Source organism: Paenibacillus polymyxa (assembly GCF_001719045.1).
Classification (GTDB): domain Bacteria; phylum Bacillota; class Bacilli; order Paenibacillales; family Paenibacillaceae; genus Paenibacillus; species Paenibacillus polymyxa_B.
The window spans coordinates 5523824-5550823 of the sequence record NZ_CP015423.1 but is presented as its reverse complement, the minus strand read 5'-3'; the positions used below and the strand labels follow the sequence as shown (position 1 = coordinate 5550823).

Here is a 27000-nt window from a genome sequence, read left to right as displayed (position 1 = left end):
TCAGTTTTCTTTTTCCAATGTGCTATTCAGATTGTTCACAAAATCCTGTTCAGAGAAATTGTCTACCATTAAATTTTGAGTATTGTCATTAATAGTGTTCTGAATTTTTGTATTGCTCAGAAGTTGAGCATATTCCTGCGCGTTTGGCAGCAACTCTTTGACGACTCGCTGCATCATTGCTGGGACATTAGAGGCCATTGGCTTATCCACTTTCTGCGAAACAATTGGACTTCCAAGTTGGGTGTATCTGTACTCGGCTGACTTGGTGGCAAGGAAGGCCGCTACCTTTACAGCTGTTTCCTTGTTCTTGCTACTCGGTGATACTGCGTAACCTTGTGGTGAACCCGAGCCGTCTATGAAATATTTGGAATTCTCGTAGGTTGCTTCATCCTTTGCAGGCCAGTACATCCAGTCAACCTGGTCACCCAGCTTTTCTTGTGAACTGTAAATTTCCCATTGTCCGTTCACGAACATAGCAGCCTTCCCTTGATAAAATAAGGACGATGCCTGATCATAATTGGTATTCGTGGCGTTGGCATCGAACAATCCGGCTCTCTGCAATTGCTTCATCTGCTGAGCCGCTGTTACAAATGCTTTCGGCAATGCTATTACACCTTTCTGATCAAGTGCTCCGAATCCATGTGGCTGCTCCCTTGTAACCAGTCCATTATAAAAAGCGGTCGTTATCCATTTTTCCTTGGCAAAGATTGACATAGGCACATAACCTGCGGCTTTCAACTTTTTCGCTGCATCCGCCATCTGGTCAATCGTCTTAAGCGGTGTTTTGATTCCGACCTTCTCAAAAATTGACTTGTTATAATAGATCATTTGGAATTCTATACCGGTTTCGGGATAAGCATATACATGATTGTCTGGAGCTACCAAACGCGATTCAACACCCGGGTTAAGATTCTTCTTGAATTCGGCCGTTGTGTCATAGTTGTCCAGCACCTCAACATTTTTCGATTTTGCGAAAGTTTGCAGAACAGACCAATCCGCTAAATAGATGTCCGGCATGTTTCCCGTTGCCGCATAGGTTTTCAGCTTCTGGCCTCCATCCTGCACGGCAGGATCCAGTTCAATCTCTACGTTTGGCATCTTCTTTTTGAGCTCTTCCACCGCATAATCGAACGGCTTTATGGTATCGTCATCAAAATGCTGCGCATACACCTTCAATTTGATCGTACCGTCCCCTGCCTCGCTCTTGGAAGAGGTCGAGTTATCTTCGCCACAAGCGACCAATCCAATAGACATGGTGAGCACTAGCAAAGCTGCACTCCAACTTCTGTAAGTTTTTTTCATGTGTTTAATCCCCCTCATGCAGTGTGTTTTATGATTACGCTTTCATTTGCATGACTACAGTATACTGCCGCTTCTTTTTTTGATTAAGGAATAAAACGGGCTTAATCAGTAAAAAACGGGACAAAAAGAGCTGCGGTTCTCCATATATAGGAAAACGGCCAGGCTTAAATCGATTTGTCCTGCCTCGTAGGAAAGGCGCTACCTTTTTTTAAGTTGCTCATATTCAGTCGGTGTCATGCCAAAGCGTTTCTTGAAGCATTTTCCAAAATAATTGGGGTCACTGTATCCAACACTTTCAGCGATTTCTGACAGCTTCCGATTTCCATACAGCAAAAGCTCCTTGGCCTTTTTCATCCGGATGTGTGTAATATGATCCACTATGGAGAAGCCAGACTCCTTGCGAAAAACGCGCCGGAGATAGCTGGGATCGACGAAAACTCCGCACGAAACCTGCTCAGCAGACAACTCTGTGTCTGCATAATGTTCCTCGATATAATTGATCGCCGCCGCAAACAAATTGGAAGCCTTCGTAGGACGCATATTCTCCATCAGCTGGATCAGCTTGCGGTATAAGGCGAGCATCCAACCTTCAGCAGCCTCCCAGGAATCCAACTCCCGCAGCCGGTCGTAAGGAGATTTGTTCCCTCCTTCATCCCATAGCCGATCATAAGGAATACCGCGTTCACTTGCAAAGGAAAGTGCTAGAGATACAATTCCCATAAGCATCGCATCTGCGTACTCATCCCCCCACTTGTATATACTAAGCTGCCGGATTGCCTTACGGACCTCCTCTAACGTTTCACTGTCTTTCATTCGGAGGTCTAGCACGACCGCATCACGCAGATGTCCCAAATCAGGCATACCTGCTCTGCCGTGCAACGCTTCGCTACCATGCTTACCCCACTCGGTACTTTCGCTCTCCTGTGGAAACACCGGTAGTTTCGGCTTAATACGTTCCAACATCGAGAGCATTTCTTCTGCATTGAACGGCTTCAACAAATAATCCTGTACTCCGGTTCGAACCGCCTTCTGTAGGTATTCAAATTCGTTATGTCCGGATATGAATACAATAACGATGCGTTCGAACTTGACTTTCAACCTCTCGGCTAATTCAATTCCGTCAATAAAAGGCATATTGATATCTACGAGGGCGAGATGCGGCTGATGCCGCTCGGCTTCCTGAAGTGCTTCCTGGCCGTTCCTTGCTTCGCAGCAAACCCGAAAGCCATGACTTTCCCAATCTATCTTAATACGCAGAAAGTCTCGGAACAGCGGTTCATCATCGACAATCATTACTTTATACATCTTGGTGTTCACTCCCCTTTGGCAGCATCGGCAGCATCAGGTCAACAGTTGTTCCCTCCGTGAGCACACTTTGCACGGATATCCCATACTCTTCGCCAAAATAGAGGCTCAGTCGTTGCTGAACACTGTAGGTACCGATTGATCGTATTCCTTCTTTCGGTAAATGTCTGGACATGATAGTCTGAACTTGGAATTCATCCATCCCCACACCGTTGTCCTGCACTCGAACGACCACCTTATCTCCCTGTTTAAAGGCAAAAATACGGATAAAACCTTTTGTTTCTTTCTTCTTAAGACCATGATAAATCGAATTCTCGACAAGCGGCTGAAGCGAGAGCTTCGGGATCGGTGTACCTGCAAGCTCGGGAGGGATATCCACTTCATAGCGAAACACATCGGGATAACGGATTTGCAGAATCGTCAGGTAATCATCAGTAATCTGAGCTTCCTTTTCTAAAGTGATTAATTCCCGTCCTTTGTTCAGCACCATTCGATAAAAATCTGCCAGCGCTTTTGTAGTATCTCTCGCCTCCTCATTACGATCTAACTCATTGAGTGCATAAATGGTATCCAAAGTGTTGTACAGAAAATGCGGTTTAATTTGGGCACTTATTAGTGCAAGTTCATATTCACGCTTACGGTTCTGTTCCTGCCTTACCTCATCCAGCAGCTCCCGAACTCGTCTTATCATAAAATTAAACGCTTCAGCAATGGTACCGATCTCATCCTCTGTGCGGACTGTTGTAACCGATTGCAAGTCACCGGTTACAACAGTCCGCATGGCCCTAGTTAGTTGTTCGAGAGGGCTAACGACCATTTTAGATAGAAAGCTAGCGCCCAGCCAGGAAAAAATAAGGCATAACACGCCGATTAAGAGCGACAGTCTAACATTTTGCCGGACATCAGCCGTAAGCAGGCTAAGAGAAACAATATTGACCAACTTCCAATCCATCCGGTTATAATCCGTGACCGTTACCAGATTGCCCTCATACTCGAATGAGCACGTTCCATGGGATGCATTAGGTGCACAACGTTGGATGGCCTCACCCAGCTGTGGATTCACCAGATTCATCAACATCTCATTGTCTTCTGCCACAGCCACGCGCATTTCGTTATCTAAAAAATAATAAGATTTGGGTGCATCTGGATCGCTTGAACGAAAGTAATCAGACAAACCTTCTTCCTTCACTAACAGAAAAAGCGTTCCATAGGGTTCGCCGGTGTCTATATTAATGACCATCTTCCCCAGCGTCAAAACGGGAGAGCTCCGATCTGGTGTTAGGAAATCCCTCTTCTCCATATCAAACCAGAGGGCCTGTCCATAACTTTCAGATTCCCTTACCTGCTTAAGCATGCTATAGATCTTGCGATCATCCCCGCTTTCGGTATAAGAGGCGAAAATCGTCCCTTCGTTATCAATAAATACAGCGGCATCCACCTCACGAAAGATTGACAAATCAATGGATAAGCGGCTCTGCATCAAGTTTCCAAACTGAATAGGCTCCATGGCAGTATCAGGTTTGGCACCGTATGAATCATACATCCGGTTAATATTCGTGACCATAATATTGGCCGCCGTTTCCACACTCCTGAATATGTAATCGGTCCTAGACAAGATAAGCTGAGACTCATCGACCACATTACTGGTGGTTTGCTCTATCAAAGAACGGCTGAAAAGTTGGTTGGACAACAGTCCAAGAACAAGCAGAGAAATAATAATTAGCGGAAGAAACACCGTTATAACCTTGCTTTTAAAGCGAAGTCGGCCAAACCACTTACGAGCTAGTGACAGAATATTCAACTAGGACCCCTCCGTCATCAAGAGAATATTCATCATGTTAACACAAACAATCTCTACAGTAGTAGATCAAAAATAAAGTTAAAAAAATTCAACCGTTCTTCTTGAAAGTGCTTTAGAGATGTGTTAGGATAAAGTCGATTTTTAGTAAAATTATTAACTAAAAAGGTGTGAACTCTTTTGGCAACCATTAAAGACATTGCCCGCGAAGCGGGTGTGTCTGCCGCAACCGTTTCAAGGGTTTTAAATAACGATCTGTCACTGTCCGTAAGCCCAGACACTAAAAACAGAATTTTTGGGGTTGCCGAGCAACTCGGGTATAAGCCTACTCGGCTGAGGCAATTAAAGCAGAATACGGAACGTGCCGGGAAAACGGTCTCACTCCTGCTGTGGTGTTCTATTGAGGAGGAAAGAGACGATCCGTATTACGCTTCGATCCGCCGTGGAATCGAACTGCGCTGTGAAGAGCTTGGCCTGACGTTGGGCCAGACCTTGCGAGGCCGCTCATCCATCGGCACCCTGCAGAAGGCGGACGGTCTGATTGTTGTGGGTGGCGTTGACCCTGAAGAGGTATTCAAGCTTCATCCTGACAAGAACACCATTGTCCTTGTCGACCAGTACCATGAACAGCTGGAGTATGATTCTGTACGACTTCATTTCCGGCAAGCTGTTGATCAGGCACTCGGTCATCTACTTGAGCTTGGCCACCAACAAATCGGATTTATCGGCGGTAAGAGCGACGGTGAGCGAAGAGCGCATTATTTTGAACGATTCATGCGGGAACAGGGGTTGTACAATCCTCAATTCGTCCGCATAGGTGCCTGGAGTACCGCGGATGGTTATCTCATGATGAACGAACTCCTAACCCAACAGGAACGACCGACAGCCTGCTTCGCTGCAAGCGATCCGCTCGCTATTGGCGCCCTCCGCGCCCTTCATGGACATGGAGTCAAGGTACCCGAAGATATGGCTGTTGTCGGCTTCGACGACATTGAGATGGCAGCCTTCGTGCAGCCACCGCTAACCACTGTCCGTGCTTATCCCGAACAGATGGGAAAGGCGGCCGTGCAACTGCTCTCTGAACGGTTTGAGGGACGTGAACCACCTGCGTACAGCGTGATCGGGACTAAGCTTGTCATTCGGGAGAGCTCATGCAAAAAAGGCTAACATCAGTACTTGAGAGTCTTGTTGTCATTGATCAGTATCCTTACGTAAAACAATAATGATAACCCCCTAAGGAGTGAATATCATGAACATTCATGTTAACGAGGCGCTTGGTTTGTTTCATTTGCAGTCCAAGGATTGCAGCTATATTATCCAGCTTGTAGAAGGATATCCCGCACATGTCTATTGGGGAGCTCAACTTCATCATGACCAAAGTCTCGCAAGTATATTGGAGCTTAGGGAGCGTTGCTCCTTCTCTCCCACTCCCGTTTCTTCCAGCCGTACAATTTCTTTGGACACGCTTCCTCAGGAATACCCCCAGTATGGAACAAGCGACTTTCGTCAACCAGCTTACCAGGTTGCACTTGCGGACGGAACTCGGACTACGGAGCTGAAATATAGTGGTTACCGTATTGAACCGGGTAAACCAAAGCTCGAGGGACTTCCTTCCGTCTATACCGAATCGGATGATGAAGCCACAACCCTCTTTTTGATCCTTGAGGATCAATACTCGGGGCTTAAGACTACACTGCTCTATACTGTATTTGCGAACCACAGTGCTATTGCTAGGTCTGCTCTTTTTGAACAAAAGGGAAGCGCTACCATAAATATTGAACATGCCATGAGTGCCTCTGTCGACTTCGCCGATTCCAACTACCAAGCTCTCTACTTATCTGGAGCCTGGGTTCGGGAAAGACATATCCAACGCCGTGATCTCGGACCCGGTTCCATTCGGCTCGAGAGCCGACGGGGTTCCAGCAGCCACCAAATGAACCCCTTTCTGGCACTACTTCGTCCTGATGCGACTGAAGATCGTGGGGATGTGTACGGTTTCAGTCTAATCTACAGCAGCAACTTCGTCGCACAGGCAGAAGTAGAGCAGTTCAATCAGACTCGTGTAAGTATCGGAATCAATCCTTTTGACTTCTCCTGGCGGCTTGAGCCGGGTCAGTCATTCCAGACCCCTGAAGCCGTATTGGTCTTTTCCGAAGAAGGTCTTGGAGGCATGTCACGCACCTATCACCGACTCTATCGCACACGTCTGTGCCGAGGGGCTTACCGTGACAAAGAACGTCCGATTCTCGTGAACAATTGGGAAGCCACGTATTTCGACTTCGACGCCGACAAAATCGAAGCGATTGCCAAGGAAGCAGGACCCCTTGGAATTGAGCTCTTTGTTCTAGATGACGGTTGGTTTGGTAAGCGCGACAACGATGACAGTTCGCTTGGAGACTGGTTTGAAGACCGTCGCAAGCTGCCTGGTGGGCTTGCTGACCTGGCAAAACGGGTTAATGAACAAGGATTACAGTTTGGCTTGTGGGTTGAGCCGGAAATGGTATCACCGGATAGTGAACTGTACCGCAGCCATCCCGACTGGTGCCTGCATGCGGAAGGCCGGCGGCGGACGGAAGGCCGATCCCAACTGGTGCTCGATCTCTCCCGCAAGGAAGTATGTGACTACTTGTATGAGACGCTTAGCTCCGTATTCTCGATCGCTCCGATTACTTATGTCAAGTGGGACATGAACCGTAATATGACAGAGATTGCTTCGGCTACTGCTCCTAGTGGACGTCAAAAGGAAACTGCACACCGTTATATGCTCGGACTTTACGATCTGATGGAACGTCTGACTTCCCAGTTCCCGGACATCTTGTTCGAAAGCTGTTCCGGAGGCGGTGGACGATTCGATCCCGGAATGCTCTACTATATGCCGCAGACATGGACCAGTGACGATACCGATGCCATTGAAAGATTGGCTATCCAGTACGGCACAAGCATCGTGTATCCAGCCAGTACCATGGGCGCACACGTATCGAACGTACCAAATCACCAGGTGGGACGAATCACCTCCCTCGCTATACGCGGCGACGTGGCAATGAGCGGGAATTTTGGCTACGAACTTGACTTAACTGCCTTTACAAATGAAGAAAAGGAGCTCGCTGCCAAACAAATTGCCCAGTATAAGGAAATTCGTTCCCTCGTACAGCAGGGAGATATGTATCGACTCCTTAGTCCATTTGAAGGCCGAGGCGATACGGCCTGGATGTTCGTTAGCGAGGACCAGTCCGAAGCTTTTGTCGCTTACTTCCGCGTACTAGCTGAACCGAATGGGCCCATCCGGCGACTAACTCTAAAAGGACTTGACCCAGATAAAAAGTATATAATCGAACACGGAGCGACGGGCAACACAGCAGTCCATGCGGGTAATACCTTAGTGGAAGATGGCGGTTCCCCCTTCTGCGTAGCATTTGATGGCGAAATTTTTGGAGGTGACCGCCTAATGAAAATTGGGCTTGTTGTCTCGGATCTCTCTGGAGATTTCGCCAGCTCTACCTTCCGCCTTAAAGCTATCTCTAACTAATAACAAATGCAGTTAGCAACGGTGAATATCGATGAAAAAATTAAAACAAGGCAGTCCGATTTTCCGGCCTGCCTTGTTTTATAACTTTGGTCCCTGTAGATTAAAGACACACAAGAGATTGCCAAGCAATTGATCATTTAATAGCATCCTTGACTTTGATTCTCCATATCATATGATCAGAGCCTGCTCCCCAATAATCTTTTAATAAATAATCAGGAGTTCCAAATTTCTTTTTCCATATTTTCTGCGCAATACAATATCCACTATCTAAACAAAATTCTTCTACTCCTCTATTCTTCAGCTCCAAATACATTGATTTCAACAATAAATTCCCTACCCCAATCTTCTGGTAGTCAGGGTGAACAAATACAGTTCCTACCTCGCATAACTTTTTAAATGTATCACTGGTAGATTTACTTATTAGTTGACTTACTGGTCCATATTCAATAGAACCCATTATTTGATTCCCATCTACAGCGATTAAGAAATATCGCTGCTCACCGTGACTCTCCAAGTCACTTTCCAAATATAACCTCTTAGTATCAATTTCCTCCTCTATGTCTTCCAGCATATGACCAATGCCTTCTTTAGCAAACGTGTCTGTAATCACAACTCTAAACAATTCATTTAACTTTTCGATGTCCTTAATTTCCGGCCTTCTGATTTCGACATTATTCATCTAATTTCAGCCGATGTATGATTCAGTACGGGATACTTTGAAAGTACACTATTCGGCAGCTCCATCAAACTTGTTATTTCATAAGTAGGTTGAATCCCAGACGTATTTGTTTTTCTGGAAGGGTTGAACCAACAGGTATCAATTCCATATTTGTTCCCTCCTTGAATATCAGAGGTTAAAGAATCGCCGACCATGAGAACCTTACTTTTATTAGAGATGGCCAACTTGGTAAATGCGTAATCGAAAATACCAGCTTGTGGCTTTTGGCAACCCACTTCCTCTGAAATAATTACCTGCTCAAACACATCACGCAGCGGCGAAAGCTGAATTCTGGAGGTTTGCACCTCTTTGATTCCATTCGTAATGATCGCCAAACGACAGTCGGATAGTACATTACATAATTCAATCGCTCCGTCCATCAAAAAAGCACCTTCACCCAAATAACGTAAATAAGCAGCACTAAAGGCATCTGGATTGAAGTCTAGATCATGAACAGTAAATAATCGCTTAAACCTCTCGACCCGTAGCTGTGCCGAGGTAATATGTCCTTCCTCTGCCTCTCTCCACAACGAACTGTTGATTTCATCATAGCTGGATTTATACTCCGTGGCCCCTTGCGGCAATCCAAATTGGGCAAACGTATTATGTAGCGCATGACTCTCTGCCATTTTAAAATCAAACAGCGTGTCATCAACATCAAACAAAATAATTTCGTATTTCATAACGACCTCCATATCATTGCTTTACTAAATTGTTCAGTCCGCTTGATCCTTTGAGCTGTTCCAGATAGAAGTACAACAAAAAACTAACAATACATTATTTCCTTTCGGTTATTATACAGAACCTAGTTAAGCCGTCAAGTCACTAATAACAAAATCATAGTATTTTGTCATCGGTGCAAAAGATAAATAACGCTCAATAAGAAAGCCCGTAAAATGAAGGTGATTCTCATTTTACGGGCCACTGAGCATCTAAGAGATGATTTAGCAAGAATCCTAGTGATCTTCATTAATCCATTCGGCTAATGTTTGATGAAAACAATGAGGTTCTTCAAACATCGGGTTATGCCCACTATATTCAAAAACCACTTTTTTCACGTTCTCGTAGGTGTCATCGACCCTATCCCATAAAGAAACTGGCGCAACCAAATAATCATACCTTCCCAAACCAATAAATACGGATTTATGGATATCCGCTAAGGATTGTATCAAATTCATGTTTCCGAATACTTCTCCCCATAAATAATCAATGATAGGCATGTTCGTATATACATCATTCCACGTGTAAGCCGCATCATAGGCATAATCATAAAAGCTTTGAGCTCCCATACGTATACACATGTGAACAAATCTTCTATCAGGGTCTCTTTTGATATCTTCCTCTAATAAAACAATGTCCTTTTCAAAACGTTCCTTTCTTTCTGAACTGGCCGTTTCATTAAAGAAAGAAAAGCTTTGCCGTTGTCTTTCTTGGCTGTTTGTAGGTGCTGAATTTAAAAGCACCACTTTTTGAACATAGTCCGGGTATTGTTTTGCATATTCTAAAGCCATAAAAGCATGCCCGGAATGTCCTAATATGATAAATTCATTTAGATGAAGGCATTGTCTTGCTGTTTCTATATCATTAATAACTTTATCCAAAGTATAGTCTTCTGGTTTTAAAGCTCGAGTCGGTTTTGCAAACCCTCTATGATCCAGAAAAATAAACTGAAACTTTTTATATAAATGGTCTGAAAATAAGCGAGGATAATATACACTACTGCCGATCACCAATATCGGTCTTCCGTTACCTCTTATAGTACATTTCAGCTCAAATCCATCACTAATAACTGCTTGATAAGTGCTCATTTATAATCTCCTTTTCTTTTTTAAATCACTCCCTTTCCTTTGTGTAATTCCCTTGTATTCTCCATAGAACGTTCCAACACTTCAACTCACCTCAGAAAGTACAATTTTTATGAGAAAAGTTTAACATGTTTTTTTCAAAAACAAAACTGGTTTACTTTTGTCTTACTTGTCTTGACTTAAGGGATTCATACTGGATTTTTGACAAGCATATCTTTTTGGAAACAAAAAAACCGCGATAATCGCGGTTTTTTATGTAGAGGTCATACTTTTATTTGCTTGGCGACGTCCTACTCTCCCAGGACCCTGCGGTCCAAGTACCATCGGCGCTGGAGGGCTTAACGGTCGTGTTCGGGATGGGTACGTGTGGAACCCCTCCGCTATCGCCACCAAACATGAATTTGCTGTGCAAATTCTACCGTATGGTTATTCGGTTCATCACTTATCGTGTGAATGAATAGCCATGCGCTTGTTGTATGTATTTCTACATACCTTCAAGGTTACACCCTGAAAACTGGATCCGAAACTTATTTGCGTTTTATTCTTAGGATAAGCCCTCGACCGATTAGTATTGGTCAGCTCCATGCATTACTGCACTTCCACCCCCAACCTATCTACCTCGTCGTCTTCAAGGGGTCTTACGAATTGGGAAATCTCATCTTGAGGGGGGCTTCACGCTTAGATGCTTTCAGCGCTTATCCCTTCCGTACATAGCTACCCAGCGGTGCTCCTGGCGGAACAACTGGTACACCAGCGGTACGTCCATCCCGGTCCTCTCGTACTAAGGACAGCTCCTCTCAAATTTCCTACGCCCACGACAGATAGGGACCGAACTGTCTCACGACGTTCTGAACCCAGCTCGCGTACCGCTTTAATGGGCGAACAGCCCAACCCTTGGGACCTACTTCAGCCCCAGGATGCGATGAGCCGACATCGAGGTGCCAAACCTCCCCGTCGATGTGGACTCTTGGGGAGATAAGCCTGTTATCCCCAGGGTAGCTTTTATCCGTTGAGCGATGGCCCTTCCATGCGGTACCACCGGATCACTAAGCCCGACTTTCGTCCCTGCTCGACTTGTAGGTCTCGCAGTCAAGCTCCCTTCTGCCTTTGCACTCTTCGAATGATTTCCAACCATTCTGAGGGAACCTTGGGGCGCCTCCGTTACTCTTTAGGAGGCGACCGCCCCAGTCAAACTGCCCACCTGACACTGTCCTCGCACCGGATCACGGTACCAAGTTAGAACCTAGATACGATCAGGGTGGTATCCCAAGGATGCCTCCCTTCAAGCTGGCGCTCAAAGTTCTACGGCTCCCACCTATCCTGTACAGATCGTACCCAAATTCAATATCAAGCTGCAGTAAAGCTCCATGGGGTCTTTCCGTCTTGTCGCGGGTAACCTGCATCTTCACAGGTATTAAAATTTCACCGGATCTCTCGTTGAGACAGCGCCCAAGTCGTTACGCCATTCGTGCGGGTCAGAATTTACCTGACAAGGAATTTCGCTACCTTAGGACCGTTATAGTTACGGCCGCCGTTTACTGGGGCTTCGGTTCATAGCTTCGCCCCGAAGGGCTTACCACTCCCCTTAACCTTCCAGCACCGGGCAGGCGTCAGCCCGTATACTTCGCCTTGCGGCTTCGCACAGACCTGTGTTTTTGCTAAACAGTCGCTTGGGCCTTTTCACTGCGGCCCCCTCGGGCTATTCACCCTACCGAGGCACCCCTTCTCCCGAAGTTACGGGGTCATTTTGCCGAGTTCCTTAACGAGAGTTCTTCCGCGCGCCTTAGAATTCTCTTCTCGCCTACCTGTGTCGGTTTGCGGTACGGGCACCTTCTCCTGGCTAGAGGCTTTTCTTGGCAGTCTGAGATCATGACCTTCGCTACTATAATTTTCGCTCCCCATCACAGCCCAGCCTTAACGATGTGCGGATTTGCCTACACATCAGCCTCACTGCTTAGACGGACATCCATCAGTCCGCGTCACTACCCTACTGCGTCACCCCATTGCTCATAACGGATTACGGTGGTACAGGAATTTCGACCTGTTGTCCTTCGACTACGCCTATCGGCCTCGCCTTAGGTCCCGACTTACCCTGAGCGGACGAACCTTCCTCAGGAACCCTTAGGCTTTCGGCGGATCTGATTCTCACAGATCTTTTCGTTACTCATACCGGCATTCTCACTTGAATGCAGTCCAGCGCTCCTTACGGTACACCTTCAACCCGCATTCAACGCTCCCCTACCCCTGATGCAAGCATCAAGCCATAGCTTCGGTGGTGTGTTTAGCCCCGTTACATTTTCGGCGCAGAGTCACTCGACCAGTGAGCTATTACGCACTCTTTCAATGGTGGCTGCTTCTAAGCCAACATCCTGGTTGTCTGTGCAACTCCACATCCTTTCCCACTTAACACACACTTGGGGACCTTAGCTGATGGTCTGGGCTGTTTCCCTTTCGACAATGGATCTTAGCACTCACTGTCTGACTCCCGGAACTAAATCTATGGCATTCGGAGTTTGACTGAGCTTGGTAACCCTTGCGGGCCCCGCACCCAATCAGTGCTCTACCTCCACGATTCTTCTTTCCGAGGCTAGCCCTAAAGCTATTTCGGGGAGAACCAGCTATCTCCGGGTTCGATTGGAATTTCTCCGCTACCCCCACCTCATCCCCGCATTTTTCAACATGCGTGGGTTCGGGCCTCCAGTGCGTGTTACCGCACCTTCACCCTGGACAGGGGTAGATCACCCGGTTTCGGGTCTACGTCCACGTACTCATTCGCCCTATTCAGACTCGCTTTCGCTGCGGCTTCAGCTCTTCACCTTAACCTTGCACGGGAACGTAACTCGCCGGTTCATTCTACAAAAGGCACGCCATCACCCATAGATCGGGCTCTGACTTCTTGTAAGCACACGGTTTCAGGATCTATTTCACTCCCCTTCCGGGGTGCTTTTCACCTTTCCCTCACGGTACTGCTTCACTATCGGTCGCCAGGGAGTATTTAGCCTTGGCAGATGGTCCTGCCGGATTCATACGGGGTTTCACGTGCCCCGCACTACTCGGGATCCGTCTCGGAGAGAACAAGTTTTGAACTACAGGGCTTTTACCTTCTCTGGCGGGCCTTTCCAGACCTCTTCATCTAACCGGTTCCTTTGTAACTCCATGTGAGACGTCCCACAACCCCAAGGAGCAAGCTCCTTGGTTTGGGCTAATCCGCGTTCGCTCGCCGCTACTGACGGAATCACAATTGTTTTCTCTTCCTCAGGGTACTTAGATGTTTCAGTTCCCCTGGTCTGCCTCTATTCTGCCTATGTATTCAGCAGAAAGTGACTGTCGATGAAGACAGCCGGGTTTCCCCATTCGGACATCCCCGGATCAAAGCTTGCTTACAGCTCCCCGAGGCCTTATCGTTGTTCGCCACGTCCTTCGTCGGCTCCTGGCGCCTAGGCATCCTCCGTGTGCTCTTTGTAGCTTAACCTAGTATTTACATTGTAAATACGATTTGCTCTGAATTTCGGTTCAACACTTACGTGTGAATGAAATTCAAGACAGCTACCTTTATTTCACTTGTTTACACAAGATCAGCTTAAAGGAATATTCTAAAACGCAATTTCGTTTCGGTATCCAGTTTTCAAGGTGCAAAGCTGTAAACAACCAGCTTTTTCTGAGAGTTTGAGCTCTCAAAACTGAGCAACGAGTGAGTAGTTTTTGAAGCTTACGCTTCATATTTGAATGTTTCCATTGCAGGAAACGATTCTCCATAGAAAGGAGGTGATCCAGCCGCACCTTCCGATACGGCTACCTTGTTACGACTTCACCCCAATCATCTACCCCACCTTCGGCGGCTGGCTCCCTTGCGGGTTACCCCACCGACTTCGGGTGTTGTAAACTCTCGTGGTGTGACGGGCGGTGTGTACAAGACCCGGGAACGTATTCACCGCGGCATGCTGATCCGCGATTACTAGCAATTCCGACTTCATGTAGGCGAGTTGCAGCCTACAATCCGAACTGAGACCGGCTTTTCTAGGATTGGCTCCACCTCGCGATTTCGCTTCCCGTTGTACCGGCCATTGTAGTACGTGTGTAGCCCAGGTCATAAGGGCATGATGATTTGACGTCATCCCCACCTTCCTCCGGTTTGTCACCGGCAGTCTGCTTAGAGTGCCCAGCTTGACCTGCTGGCAACTAAGCATAAGGGTTGCGCTCGTTGCGGGACTTAACCCAACATCTCACGACACGAGCTGACGACAACCATGCACCACCTGTCTCCTCTGTCCCGAAGGAAAAGTCTATCTCTAGACCGGTCAGAGGGATGTCAAGACCTGGTAAGGTTCTTCGCGTTGCTTCGAATTAAACCACATACTCCACTGCTTGTGCGGGTCCCCGTCAATTCCTTTGAGTTTCAGTCTTGCGACCGTACTCCCCAGGCGGAATGCTTAATGTGTTAACTTCGGCACCAAGGGTATCGAAACCCCTAACACCTAGCATTCATCGTTTACGGCGTGGACTACCAGGGTATCTAATCCTGTTTGCTCCCCACGCTTTCGCGCCTCAGCGTCAGTTACAGCCCAGAGAGTCGCCTTCGCCACTGGTGTTCCTCCACATCTCTACGCATTTCACCGCTACACGTGGAATTCCACTCTCCTCTTCTGCACTCAAGCTCCCCAGTTTCCAGTGCGACCCGAAGTTGAGCCTCGGGATTAAACACCAGACTTAAAGAGCCGCCTGCGCGCGCTTTACGCCCAATAATTCCGGACAACGCTTGCCCCCTACGTATTACCGCGGCTGCTGGCACGTAGTTAGCCGGGGCTTTCTTCTCAGGTACCGTCACTCTTGTAGCAGTTACTCTACAAGACGTTCTTCCCTGGCAACAGAGCTTTACGATCCGAAAACCTTCATCACTCACGCGGCGTTGCTCCGTCAGGCTTTCGCCCATTGCGGAAGATTCCCTACTGCTGCCTCCCGTAGGAGTCTGGGCCGTGTCTCAGTCCCAGTGTGGCCGATCACCCTCTCAGGTCGGCTACGCATCGTCGCCTTGGTAGGCCTTTACCCCACCAACTAGCTAATGCGCCGCAGGCCCATCCACAAGTGACAGATTGCTCCGTCTTTCCTCCCTCTCCCATGCAGGAAAAGGATGTATCGGGTATTAGCTACCGTTTCCGGTAGTTATCCCTGTCTTGTGGGCAGGTTGCCTACGTGTTACTCACCCGTCCGCCGCTAGGTTATGTAGAAGCAAGCTTCTACATAACCCCGCTCGACTTGCATGTATTAGGCACGCCGCCAGCGTTCGTCCTGAGCCAGGATCAAACTCTCCATTAAAGACCAACCGAAGTTGGTTTATAGAAAGAGCGATAAGCTCATGTTGAAACTGACGAGATAAAATATCTCTTGTTTGATTTTGCGAACAAAATCATTTACTCACTCGTTGTTCAGTTTTCAAAGATCAATTTTCTCATTCGGCTTTTCTTGGGCCGGACAAATAATATATCATACTTTGGCGATTCATACTACTGGTAAATAATAACTCATAGACGATCTTTGAATTTTTGAACCATTACATCGCAGCCTATCTTACGGCCGGATGAATAATATATCATTTAGGTTTGCTGAATACTACATGTAAATTATACCGATTTATTCGTTCTTTTAGCTCCAGCCCATCTCACGTCTCGTTCATGATTTGAAGAATAAATCCCTGGGTATCAAACCAGCTATAAGCTGTTTATACTTCTTTCATCGAAAGAGCGAAGAAAATTCGCTGTGTATATATTTTTTAAAGGCTCAGCCATCTTGTATCTCCTTTGGTGTCCAAATGTAACGATAGTTTTACCTTTGTCTTTGATAAAGCCTTATCATGGTGAGGCCAGACATACTAAAAATGCCAGGTTCTATGATGAGAACCTGGCACTGACATGCATGGCTTATGAATTGTGGGAAGGGGCAACTCTTCCAATCTCTCCAGAAGGAATCTGATACTGGCGGATATCCTTAACCAGAAACATAATCAATCCGCATAGTACAGTAATCAGTCCACTGAAAAAAAGAACCTCACTCAGAGCAAACCGTAAAGCTAGCGCCCCTCCAATCAAGGCCCCTAATGGCAGAGCCGCATTCGACAAGGTGTTTAAAAAGGCTGTAACACGTCCCAGTAACGGCAGCGGTGTAATAATTTGAATCAAAGACGTTTGCAGCACATTGATGATGCCAGTAAAAATGCCTAATAACAGAGCTGCCAGCAGCTTCATCCACATCTCGGGCACCAGGGAAAAGACATAGATTGCCAATCCCATGGCTACCCAGGAAACCGCGATGGTAATGCCGTTCTTTTTCAATACACTGACCAGAAAGGAACCGATGAAAATACCGATAAAGTAGGCTACATACAGCAAGCTGTAATAGATCGGCGAGCCATAGGATACTGCGATAGAAGGCATGGCAATGACCAAGATCGCCATCGAAAAGTTTGTCAGCGCAAAGAACGGAAGCATAATTCTCAGGAAGGTGTGCCGTTTTACAAAAAGATACCCTTCTTTCAATTCGTTCAGATAGTACACGATCTTTAGCGAACTCCTTCCGTTCGTGTCTTCCACCGGAGGAGCATCAATTTGCTTGTTGAGCCTGACATATACAAAGCCTGCCAGAAGCAGCAACGCGCCGGCTAGAAAAAAAGTATTTTTCATCCCCATTGCGATGATGAGCGAGGCTCCAGCCAGATATCCGACAATATTAATAACCTGATCCGTCGACGAAATCATGGAATTCGCCCGGACAATCAAATCCGGCGAGCCTATCAATTGCGGCAGCATTTTACTATTGGTCGGATAAAACAGTGTTGAGAAGCAGGATGCAATGAATACAATAACAAGGATAGCGACCAGATTGACCATCCCGTCCTGAATGAGAAACGGGACGGCCAAAATTAGCACAGCCTGCGTAAACAAGGCGATGCTGGCTAACAAAGGCGGTGAATAACGGTCCACCACAGGACCCACGAGAAAGCTGAAAATCGACGCCGCAGATACGGCCGTATACGTGAAGCTGGTCATCGCCACCGACTGTGTCGATTGCTGAACAAAATACAGCAGGACGATAGAATAAATGCTGTCTGCGATATTGGCAAGAGTACGAGATGCAAAAAATCGGATAAAACGGCTATCCTTAAACAATGGATTCACATCTTCATCTCCTTACTGCAAAATGGTCAAAGCATTCAAGAGCCTGTCACTAGCAGTCTGGAAGATTTGATGGATATACTGGTCGTTCTCATGATATGGAATGGTAAGTGAGATTTTCAGAATATCCCCTACATGCTCTGACTCAAAGAAAATAACCTTGTTAACATTGGCCTGTGTGCCTTCGGTATGCAGATTGTCGAGCAATTCTGCATCCTCTCGTCCCTCACCCAAATAGTTGAATACGATAGGCAGCTGTTCAAGTCCTTTTATCAAAATGCTGCTGGATATCGGGTAAGCTTTCTCCATTTCAGCATTGAAGATCAGATTGAAAAAGTTCAAATGATAGCGTGAAGCAAAGTCCAGGTGGGTATGGATACTCTTTTCATAGGATTCAGTGTCATCTTCCTGCAGCACAACGGGTATATGATCAATACACTCGCCTACGGTTCCAAAATAGTTTCGGTCGCCATATTGTCTTCCATAATTAGTAATCCAAAGCGGAACATCAGAGAGTTGGAAATAGCTGCTGAAAAAACGTACAGCCATTTGAAGCGAAATATCCCACATATTCGCAGCGCCGTGCTGCTCTGAAATGTCGCTTAAATTCAGCTCCCAACGATATCTGGTAGTGTCCGCATAGTTGCGTTCTTCGGTCAGCACGTGGATACGATCATTATTCTCACCAAACGTCTGGAGTTTGAATTGCTCGCTGATTTCCTGATCCCCGATTCCTTGAGGGCCTTGGCGGATATGGTTTACATATTCCCGGTATTGCACCTCTTCTGTCGCATGTGCCGTCTGCTGCGGACGATGATATTCATCAAGGAGTTGTCTGCGCAGGATGTCACTGCTCGTAGCATCAAAAATGATGTGCGAGCAAGGAAACAATAGCAGATGTTCCCGCAAATTTAAGCGAATCAGGACGATCCGGTACTGCAGCGACTGTGTAAGTTCATAAGGTTCTAAAAATAGCTTAGAGGCAATGGAAGAAAGAAGCCTGCGTTGTGCTTGTACCGGCTGACCGGAGAGATCAACAGTCGGTAAAAAAAGATGCTCTGGAGCTGGACGCAACTCCCATTCCCATGCTCCGGACGATTGAACAAGTACGCTTCTTAGCAATTCATGGCGTTGAAGAAGCCGCTGAATCGTTACAGTCAAACGCTCGGTGTTCAAGTAGCTATCTAACTGCACAGCCAAACCCGAGCCTGTAAAATGTTGCAAATGGTAATGCTGAGCTGGTGCAAGCGGATAGCGTACAATAGCATTCAGACTTAGTATATTGGTATTCCAGTCTGTATTTAACTTAGCAATGCTGGCAAGCCATACATCGGCCTGTTGTTTAAGCAAGGTTTCTTGTTCTTCGTTTGTCGGTATAGCTCCGAGAATTCTATCTGGTTCGTCGGTTCCCCAGCGAACGATATAATGCGGGTGCAGGTCTGGATGGATATAAGATTGGATAAATTCAGAGATTGCCTGAACTTGTTCTACACAAAAAGGCTCTACTTGCAGGAACACATAGTTTTGCTTATCGGTGGATACGGACTGAAGCAAGACCTGTACACCAAATGCTTCTGTAATAGCCCGCTCAACCTCCTGAGCTTTGGCAATGAGCGTATCCGTGTTCACTCCGCCCTCTTCATCACGTTGTAAAAGATCGGACAAGCTTCTTATCGTCTGATATTGAAGCAATTGATGTATATCCAGCGGAATGTTCGATTCCTGTACTTTCGATACCAGTTGAATGGCCTTCAGTGAATGACCTCCAAGCTCGAAAAAGCCGTCGTCAATGCCGACCTTTTCAACGCCAAGCACCGCTTGCCACAGGTTCGCCAACTGTTGTTCCACTTCATTTCTTGGAGCAACGTATTCCATATCGGAACCGCTGGTCATTCCTGGCTCAGGCAATGCTTGGCGGTCGATTTTACCGTTCGTTGTCAAGGGAAACGCCGGCAGGAACACATACTGGGCAGGAATCATATAATCCGGCAACTGGCCAGTCAAATGGGTCTTCATATCACTCTTGGATAGCGGTACGTCGGTTGAGATATAAGCACAGAGCGTTTTTTGACCATCCTTCGTGCTTTTTACCGCTACGTGCGCCTCCCGAACTGCATCATGTTTCATGAGCTGGGTTTCAATTTCGCCGGGTTCAATACGATATCCGCGGATTTTAACCTGCTGGTCTATCCGTCCGAGATACTCCAGATTGCCGTCCGGTAGCCATCTGCCCAAATCACCTGTCCGATATATTTTTTCGCCCGGAATGAATGGATTAGGGACAAAATTTAGCTGGGTCAGATCATCCCTGTTTAGATAGCCGCGCGCCAGTCCATCCCCACCAACACAAATTTCCCCTTGAGCACCAATAGGCAGCAGCCTGCTTGAAGAGTCCAAAATATAAACAGTTGAATTGCCAATTGGGCGACCAATAGGAATGCGGTTATATTCCTTATCAATCGGGAAATAAGTAGAGAATGTTGTGTTTTCTGTGGGGCCATAGACGTTGATAACGTTCACTCCCGGAGAATGTGCTCTAACCGTATTAATGATCCCAGGTAAAAGCACATCCCCGCCCACCAGCAAGTGCTTTAGCGAAGCAAAGAGATCTGGTTTATGCTGTGTGAGTTGGTTAAACAAGGGCGATGTCAGCCACATCGTTGTAATATGATATCGATTCAGCGCTTCACCAAGCTGAACAGCATCCAAGATTACGGATTCCGGTACAATGTACAAGCGCAATCCGTTCAGCAAAGCTCCCCAAATTTCAAAGGTACAGGCATCGAACACGAGCGCCCCGGTCAGCAAAATGCGCTCGTTCTCGGCAAATGGCATGTAATTGGTGTTCTTCACCAGCCGTATGACATTCCGGTGTTCAATCATGACACCCTTGGGACGCCCGGTCGAGCCGGATGTATACATGACATAGGCCAGATCGTCTGCCGTTGTCGATTCGGAAAAAATGAAGTCGTCGGAGTCGTAGGAGCTGATGTCGGCCAGATCCAGAACAGTACCGGAAAAATCGAAAGTGTTCATCTGTTTTCCCTTGTTGGATAGGGTTAGCAGAATTTCGCTACCGCTATCCTGAAGCATAAACATAATCCGTTCCTGTGGATAAGAAGGCTCCAGTGGCAAGTAGGCTCCACCCGCCTTCAAAATACCAAGAATACCGATAATCATTTCTGGTGAACGTTCAGTCAAAATGCCTACGATGGTATCCGGCGTAACACCCAGTTTCCTCAGCTTCGAGGCCAGTTGATTAGCTTTTATATTTAATTCGCGGTAAGTTAGCTCACGATTTTCAAATACAATAGCTACTGCATCTGGTGTTTTCTCTGCCTGTATTTCAAAGCCGTGATGTATGGTGTGGTCCGATGGATACGGTCTCCGTGTATCATTAAAATCAAACAAGAGCTGCTGTTTTTCCTCCGCTGTCAAAAGATCAATCTCCGAAACCCGGATATTTGGGTTTTGAATAACTTGCTCCATCATTTGGATGAGGTGAGCAGCCAATTGTTTGATCGCATTTTTGTTATACGTCAACGCGTTATAGCTAAATTTGATTTCCAGCTCTCGGCCAGGCATGACGATTACATTCAAATCATAATTGGTCTGTTCAATATCCTCTATTTCACCAACACGGAGGGATTTAGGATTTTTTTCCAGGCCCGTAAGTTCTTCCGAAACGGGAAAGTTTTCAAAGGCGACAATATGCTGGATCAGGTTTTGTTTTAGTACACTATGGGCTTGAATATCAGCCAAGGAAAAATAGGAATACCGATTGGACTCCATCAAGGAATCCTGTATAGACGTAAGCAAGTCGGAAAACCGCAGGTCAGCGGAGCTTTTAACACGTACAGGTAGGGTATTAATGAATAATCCGACCATATTTTCAATACCGGGGATTTCATCAGGTCTGCCCGATACGACAGACCCGAAAATGACGTCCTTACTGTTGTTGTACGTTTGTAGTAATAAGCCCCAAACGGTTTGAAATAAGGTGCTGACGGTGACACGGTTTTGCTTGGCGATTTGTTCCATGCCTTGGGTCAGCTGCTCTCCCCATGTGCATATGAGTTGCTCTACCTGAAATGAAGGATCGACGGATCGAGTATAGCCGGGCACGACAGTTTCATTTTCAAAATCAGTCACATATTGTTTCCAGTATGCTGCTGCTTCCTCTTTATTTTGTCTTTCCAACCACTGAATAAAGCTGCTAAATGGATGGACAGGCTCTAATTTTAAAGGAGTATCGTCCCGAAGTGATGTGTAAATATCAAAAAAATCTTTGGCTACCGCCCTCAGGCACCAGCCGTCCATAATAATATGATGAGAGATCCAGATGAGCTTTGAGGTGTCCTCATCCCACTGTACAAGCGCTAACCGGATGAGAACCTCCTTTTCCAGATCAAAACCTCTCTGCCGCTCTTCCTGTAAAATGGCTTGAAGTCGTCTGTGCTTTTCCGCATCCGGTAAACTACGCACATCTTCGGTATGGACAGGAGCAGCTAATCGTTCCTTCAGTACAACCTGAAGCGGACGATCCGCCTCCTTATACATGAATACCGTACGGAAAATATCATATCGGTCAATCAGCTTTTGTAAGCTTCCGCTGATTAGGTTGGTATCCATAGCTTCATGAATGGTAATAATCGTTTGTTCGAAATAAGCCTCTGACTTTTCATCAAGTATGGAATGAAATAGCATTCCCTCCTGCATCGGGGATAGCGGATAGAGGTCTTTAATTTTCACTTGCTGGTTTAACAGCTTATTTGACAAGCGATTTGCAATATTTTCGAACTGGTCCAGAGACAATTGCCCATATGTAAAATCCGTCGGGCTTTGTTCTGCTGTATCCTTGGCACAGCAATGGCGAATAAGTTCGATCAGATGAGTCTTAAAGCTGGCTGTAAGTCGCTCCACCGTCGATGCTTCATATTCACGTCCGTTGTATTCGAATACAATGCGGAGTCTTTCGTCAGTCACCGCACCATGAATATCAAAGGTGGACGCTTTTTCAGTCAGAGGGTTGATTTCAGTACCAGCAAACGTGGATAGTGGCGAGGTACGCCATGTCGTACCTTCTCTGGCTTCTCCGTCAAAGCTAAAGCTGATCTCAGGTGGCTTGGCAGAAAAAAGAGCTGCCCTATCCTGCTGCTCCCTGTCGGTCAAGTAACGTAAAATGCCATAGCCGACACCCTTGTTGGGTACACGTCGCAAATTGTCCTTAACCAGCTTGATTTGATGGGCCAAATCTTCGGGCTTGCTCACATTTACCACAAACGGATACACGGACGTAAACCTGCCAACTGTACGGGATACGTCAATGTCTTTAATCAATTCCATCCTGCTATGACTTTCCACCTGAACTGCAATTTCAGCATGTCCGCTCCATTCCCGGTAAGCCAGTCCTAGCGCCGTCAGTAAAATATCATTTGTTTCTGTATTGTAAGCATGGTGCGCGTGTTTCAGCAGGTTTTCGGTTTCTTCCCGGCTGAGTGTCACTGCGGATCTGCGCCCGTCACGGATCAGGCTATCTGGAACCTCATGATCTTTTGGCAGCGAAAGTATTTCACGAGCTTCTACCGTATTCCAATAGCTGATTTCCTGACGCGCCAGTTCGCTTTGTGCATACTTGGACAGACGTGTTGCCCATTCTTTGTAGGAATCGGTCTTGGCGGGTAACTGCAGCTTTTCACCGTTAGCTAACTGTTGGTAGGTTGTTTCCAAGTCTTCCAGCAGGATTCTCCACGACACACTGTCTATGACAAGATGATGAATGACGATTAACAAATGATCGGATTCCTGTAGCCGGATTAAAGCCAAACACACAAGCGGGCCGTTACGCAAATCAAAACGGCTTTGTAACGCGTCAGTGAGCTGCGCGATTTCTTCCTCAGGCTGGTCAGCATGTATTAAATCGTAGCTTTCCAATGTAAAGTGTTCACCTTCGGCTGTGCCTCTGTTATAGGCGACAGGTTTTTTTTCACGTTCATCAAAGGTAATGCGCAAGGCATCATGGTGCGTGGTCAGCTTGTCCACGGCGCTTCGCAGCCAGGTTTCGTTCCATCTTTCGGGGTTCTGGAGCATGACAGCCTGACTGTAATGATGACGTTCTGTTCGATGATGCTCAAAAAATTCCCATTGGATCGGTGTCAACTCCACTGTACCTTGTACCGCCCCCTGCGGGATGGTCCGAATTATTTTTTTTATATAAGGAGCAATCAAATCAATCTGCGGATGGCGGAACAAATCCTTCATGTCCATTTTGAGGCCCTTCGCGTTCAATCGGGCTGCGATTTGCAACGCTTTGATCGAATCGCCACCAAGCTCGAAAAAGTTGTTGCGCAGACCAATCGGCTTAACACCAATGACTTCCTCCCAGATGGAAGCGAGTGTTTGCTCCAGTTCGCTCTGCGGCGCTTCATACTCGACGTCGGTCAACACAAAATCTTCGGGTTCTGGAAGCGCACGTCGATCCATTTTACCGTTATGGGTCAAAGGCAATTGATCCAGCACGATAATATGTGCGGGCACCATATAGCTTGGCAACTGCTTGGCAAGCTCTGTCCGCAAGAAGGATTTGTCGGTTGTACCTGCTACGTAGGCGCACAAATACTTTTGTCCGGTTTTATCCGTTCTATCCGTGACCACCGCTTGGCGTACCTCATCCAATTGGAGTAAGGCCGACTCAATTTCACCAGGTTCGATCCGGTAGCCACGAATTTTCACCTGAAAGTCAATCCGACCGATGAAATCAATGTTGCCATCCGGCAGCCAGCGTGCCAGATCTCCGGTGCGATACAGACGCTCTCCGTTCACAAAAGGATTCGGTACAAATTTCTCCGCCGTTAAGTCAGGACGGTGCAAATATCCGCGGGCTACTGAGGCACCGCCCAAGCACAGCTCCCCGGCTACGCCGATCGGGAGCGGACGCAAAGCCTCATCCAGGATATATACTTTATGATTGGGCAGTGCCTTTCCAATCGGGACGATACCTGATGGAGGCAGACGTTCAGCTGCTTCTTCATAAAAGCTGGAATCAATAGCCGCTTCGGTTACACCGTAGGTATTCATGATGCGCATCGTATCACCGAAGCGATTCAAAAGTGTCCGATAGTTATCAACGCCAAAGCTGTCCGCGCCTGTAGTAAGCAGCTTCATGGCACTGACATCTGTACCGTGTTCATATACATAGTCCATAAGCAGCGTCAACAAGGCTGGCGGAACTTCAAACGTCGTAATTTCGTGCTGTTCGAGAAACTGGGCCAAAGCTGGAGGATCGTTGCGCACATCCTGTGGGCAAATGACCATGGTGCCTCCGTTCACAAATGTCTTGGCCAGATCACCGGCAAAGACATCGAACGACATACTGGCAATCTGAAGGAGCTTGACGGGAAACTCTTTTAACTGGTGAGCTTCTCTATAGCCCCACGCCGTATTTACGTAATGGCGATGCTCGATCATCACGCCTTTGGCGTTGCCCGTCGTTCCCGATGTGTAAATAACATAGGCCAAAGCCTCGGGATCATGAATAGGTGCGTAGATAGGCGCTTGTTGATGGGAATGCTCCGCTTGTGAAGCCTGTTGAAGTAACGCTGGCAAGTCCAGCACTTCCCCCGCAAAATCCACATCGGCCAATAGTTCAGTCAAGGAAGACTGCGTGAGCATAATCGTAGCTCCACTGTCCTGAAGCATGTAAGCAATTCTTTCTTTCGGGTAGGTCGGATCGACAGGTACGTAGGCAGCTCCCGCCTTCATAATCCCTAACACAGCGATAATCATGTCTGCTGAACGCTCAAGCATCACGGCGACGAGATGCTCACGCTTGCCCCCACGGTTTTGCAGTGCTTGAGCAAGCAGATTGGCCTTCTCATTCAGCTCATGATAGGTCAGTGCGGTGTCTTCGTAGATGACGGCGGTCTGTTCCGGGATACGTTCTGTCTGGGCTTCAAATATTCCATGGAACGTTTCAGCAGGATAGTCGGCAATCGGCCCGCTCCATATATTGGTGAGTTCCGCCTCTTCTGTAGCGGTCAGCAGACGAATGTTCCGCAGCAGGAGTTCTGGTGTACGTGCAATTTGGACGAGTACATGCTCCAAATGCCCAGCTAACCGTGTCATCGCTTCATCGCTATAGACATAGTTGTTGTAGGACAGCATAAAGCTCAACGCTTTTCCGTCCTCCACTTCGATGTTGAAGTGGTAAGGTGTTTCTTCGGACAGCTGAGCGTCCTCCACGACGAATCCAAGTCGTTCCTTCAGATCAGGCCGGCCAACCATATCCTGCAGCGGGTAGTTTTCAAATACAACAAAATGATCCATGAGTTGCTGCTTGAGCGCTGACTGGGACTGTATTTCAGCGAGTGAAAAATAGTCATATGCCCGTGATTGAACCGCGCTGCGCTGCACTTCACGAAGCAGACCTGAGAATGGCAGATCTGCATCCAATTTGATTCGTACCGGTATGGTGTTAATGAAAAGTCCCAACATCTGTCCAACACCTTCAAGCTCCGGCGGTCGACCGGAAACAACGGTGCCGAAGACAACGTCTTCACTTTGGTTGTATCCTCCAAGCACCACTCCCCATGCAGCCAGAAACAGACTGCTAAGGGTTGTTCCGTTGCGTTCAGCCACCGTCCGCAATTGACGGGTTGTTTCATCCGTGAGTGTTATTTTATGCTCATGCAGCAAGTACCCGGTATCTGGCTGGAGCGGATGGGCTACAGGCAGGGTTGGCAGCACAGCTGGCTGATCATAGTCGTTCAGAGTGGACCGCCAGTATTCCTTCGCCGCCTCCTTATCCTGCTTATCCAGCCAGCGGGCATAGCCAGTATAGGGCTGCGGTGTTGGCAGTTGTACGGGCTTCCCCGCTTTCAGTGCTTCATAAGCCGCGAACAGCTCGTCCATAACGATGCCGAGGCACCAGCCGTCCATAATAATATGATGAAAGCTTAAAAGCAGCGTATATGCGTTCGTTTGGGTTTGAAGCACAGCCAGACGAATGAGCAAATCCTTGCTCAGATCGTAACGATGGTTTCGGTCTGCGTCTGCGTAGCTGCGAATGGCCTCTGCTTGCTCTGCCTCGGGAATATTCGTCAGATTCTCGTAACGAAGCGTTGGATTTCGCTCCTTAAACACGATGAGCCGCGAACGGGAAGCACTTTTATGATAAATATTCGAACGAAGCGTTTCGTGACGCTGCACCAGAGTCTCGAAGCTCTTTTGCAGAGCCTCCAGGTTCAGTTCACCCCGGATGGTCATTCGTACTTGCTCATAGTACGCCTGTGATTCCGGCTCCATGACTGTATGAAAGAGCATCCCCTCCTGCAAAGGCGTTAAATTGGCCACTTTTTCGATTTCAAGCCTTTTACTCATCG

Annotated in this window: 10 protein-coding genes and 3 rRNA genes; 2 read left to right on the top strand and 11 right to left on the bottom strand. The window is 47.2% G+C overall.

Translation table 11 applies throughout. The features are described 5' to 3' along the window. The 3 genes from AOU00_RS24775 to AOU00_RS24765 form a co-directional block, all read right to left on the bottom strand. A complete protein-coding gene (locus tag AOU00_RS24775) occupies positions 1 to 1302 on the bottom strand; it encodes an ABC transporter substrate-binding protein (protein ID WP_069291915.1) in 1302 nt (433 codons plus the stop codon). Positions 1303 to 1500: 198 nt separating this feature from the next. Beyond that, the gene (locus tag AOU00_RS24770; RefSeq protein ID WP_069291914.1) at positions 1501 to 2607 is read right to left on the bottom strand and encodes a response regulator transcription factor; all 1107 of its coding nucleotides are present in this window, start codon (positions 2605 to 2607) and stop codon (positions 1501 to 1503) included. Continuing rightward, positions 2600 to 4408 carry a sensor histidine kinase gene (locus AOU00_RS24765; RefSeq protein ID WP_069291913.1) on the bottom strand — a complete coding sequence of 603 codons (1809 nt, stop codon included), beginning with the start codon at positions 4406 to 4408 and terminating at the stop codon, positions 2600 to 2602. Before AOU00_RS24765 ends, AOU00_RS24770 begins: the two co-directional genes overlap by 8 nt. A 177-nt stretch (positions 4409 to 4585) precedes the next feature. Here AOU00_RS24765 and AOU00_RS24760 point away from each other — a divergent pair, with 177 nt between their 5' ends. Together AOU00_RS24760 and AOU00_RS24755 are read left to right on the top strand one after the other, a co-directional pair. Then, the gene (locus AOU00_RS24760; RefSeq protein WP_069291912.1) at positions 4586 to 5572 is read left to right on the top strand and encodes a LacI family DNA-binding transcriptional regulator; all 987 of its coding nucleotides are present in this window, start codon (positions 4586 to 4588) and stop codon (positions 5570 to 5572) included. A gap of 82 nt (positions 5573 to 5654) precedes the next feature. Beyond that, positions 5655 to 7931, top strand: a complete 2277-nt coding sequence (locus tag AOU00_RS24755; RefSeq protein ID WP_069291911.1) for an alpha-galactosidase — start codon at positions 5655 to 5657, stop codon at positions 7929 to 7931. Positions 7932 to 8064: 133 nt separating this feature from the next. Here the strand turns inward: AOU00_RS24755 and AOU00_RS24750 are convergent, their stop codons facing one another. The 8 genes from AOU00_RS24750 to AOU00_RS24715 form a co-directional block, all read right to left on the bottom strand. After that, positions 8065 to 8610 (bottom strand): GNAT family N-acetyltransferase, encoded by a 546-nt coding sequence (locus AOU00_RS24750; protein ID WP_069291910.1) that lies wholly within the window; start codon positions 8608 to 8610, stop codon positions 8065 to 8067. After that, positions 8607 to 9332 carry a YjjG family noncanonical pyrimidine nucleotidase gene (locus tag AOU00_RS24745; RefSeq protein ID WP_069291909.1) on the bottom strand — a complete coding sequence of 242 codons (726 nt, stop codon included), beginning with the start codon at positions 9330 to 9332 and terminating at the stop codon, positions 8607 to 8609. The genes AOU00_RS24750 and AOU00_RS24745 overlap by 4 nt, the downstream gene beginning before the upstream one ends. A 273-nt stretch (positions 9333 to 9605) precedes the next feature. After that, positions 9606 to 10457, bottom strand: coding sequence for an alpha/beta fold hydrolase (locus tag AOU00_RS24740; protein WP_069291908.1), 852 nt, complete (start codon positions 10455 to 10457; stop codon positions 9606 to 9608). Positions 10458 to 10731: 274 nt separating this feature from the next. After that, positions 10732 to 10848 (bottom strand): 5S ribosomal RNA (gene rrf, locus AOU00_RS24735). Between the two features lie 151 nt (positions 10849 to 10999). Further along, positions 11000 to 13926: ribosomal RNA gene (locus AOU00_RS24730) — 23S ribosomal RNA — on the bottom strand. A 286-nt stretch (positions 13927 to 14212) separates the two neighbouring features. Next, positions 14213 to 15767, bottom strand: a 16S ribosomal RNA gene (locus AOU00_RS24725). The 16S, 23S and 5S rRNA genes sit together here, the layout of an rRNA operon. Before the next feature lie 602 nt (positions 15768 to 16369). Continuing rightward, the gene (locus tag AOU00_RS24720) at positions 16370 to 17623 is read right to left on the bottom strand and encodes an MFS transporter (protein ID WP_069291907.1); all 1254 of its coding nucleotides are present in this window, start codon (positions 17621 to 17623) and stop codon (positions 16370 to 16372) included. Positions 17624 to 17635: 12 nt separating this feature from the next. After that, entirely contained in the window at positions 17636 to 26998 is a 9363-nt protein-coding gene (locus AOU00_RS24715; RefSeq protein WP_069291906.1) for a non-ribosomal peptide synthetase, read from the bottom strand. Positions 26999 to 27000: the final 2 nt, after the last annotated feature.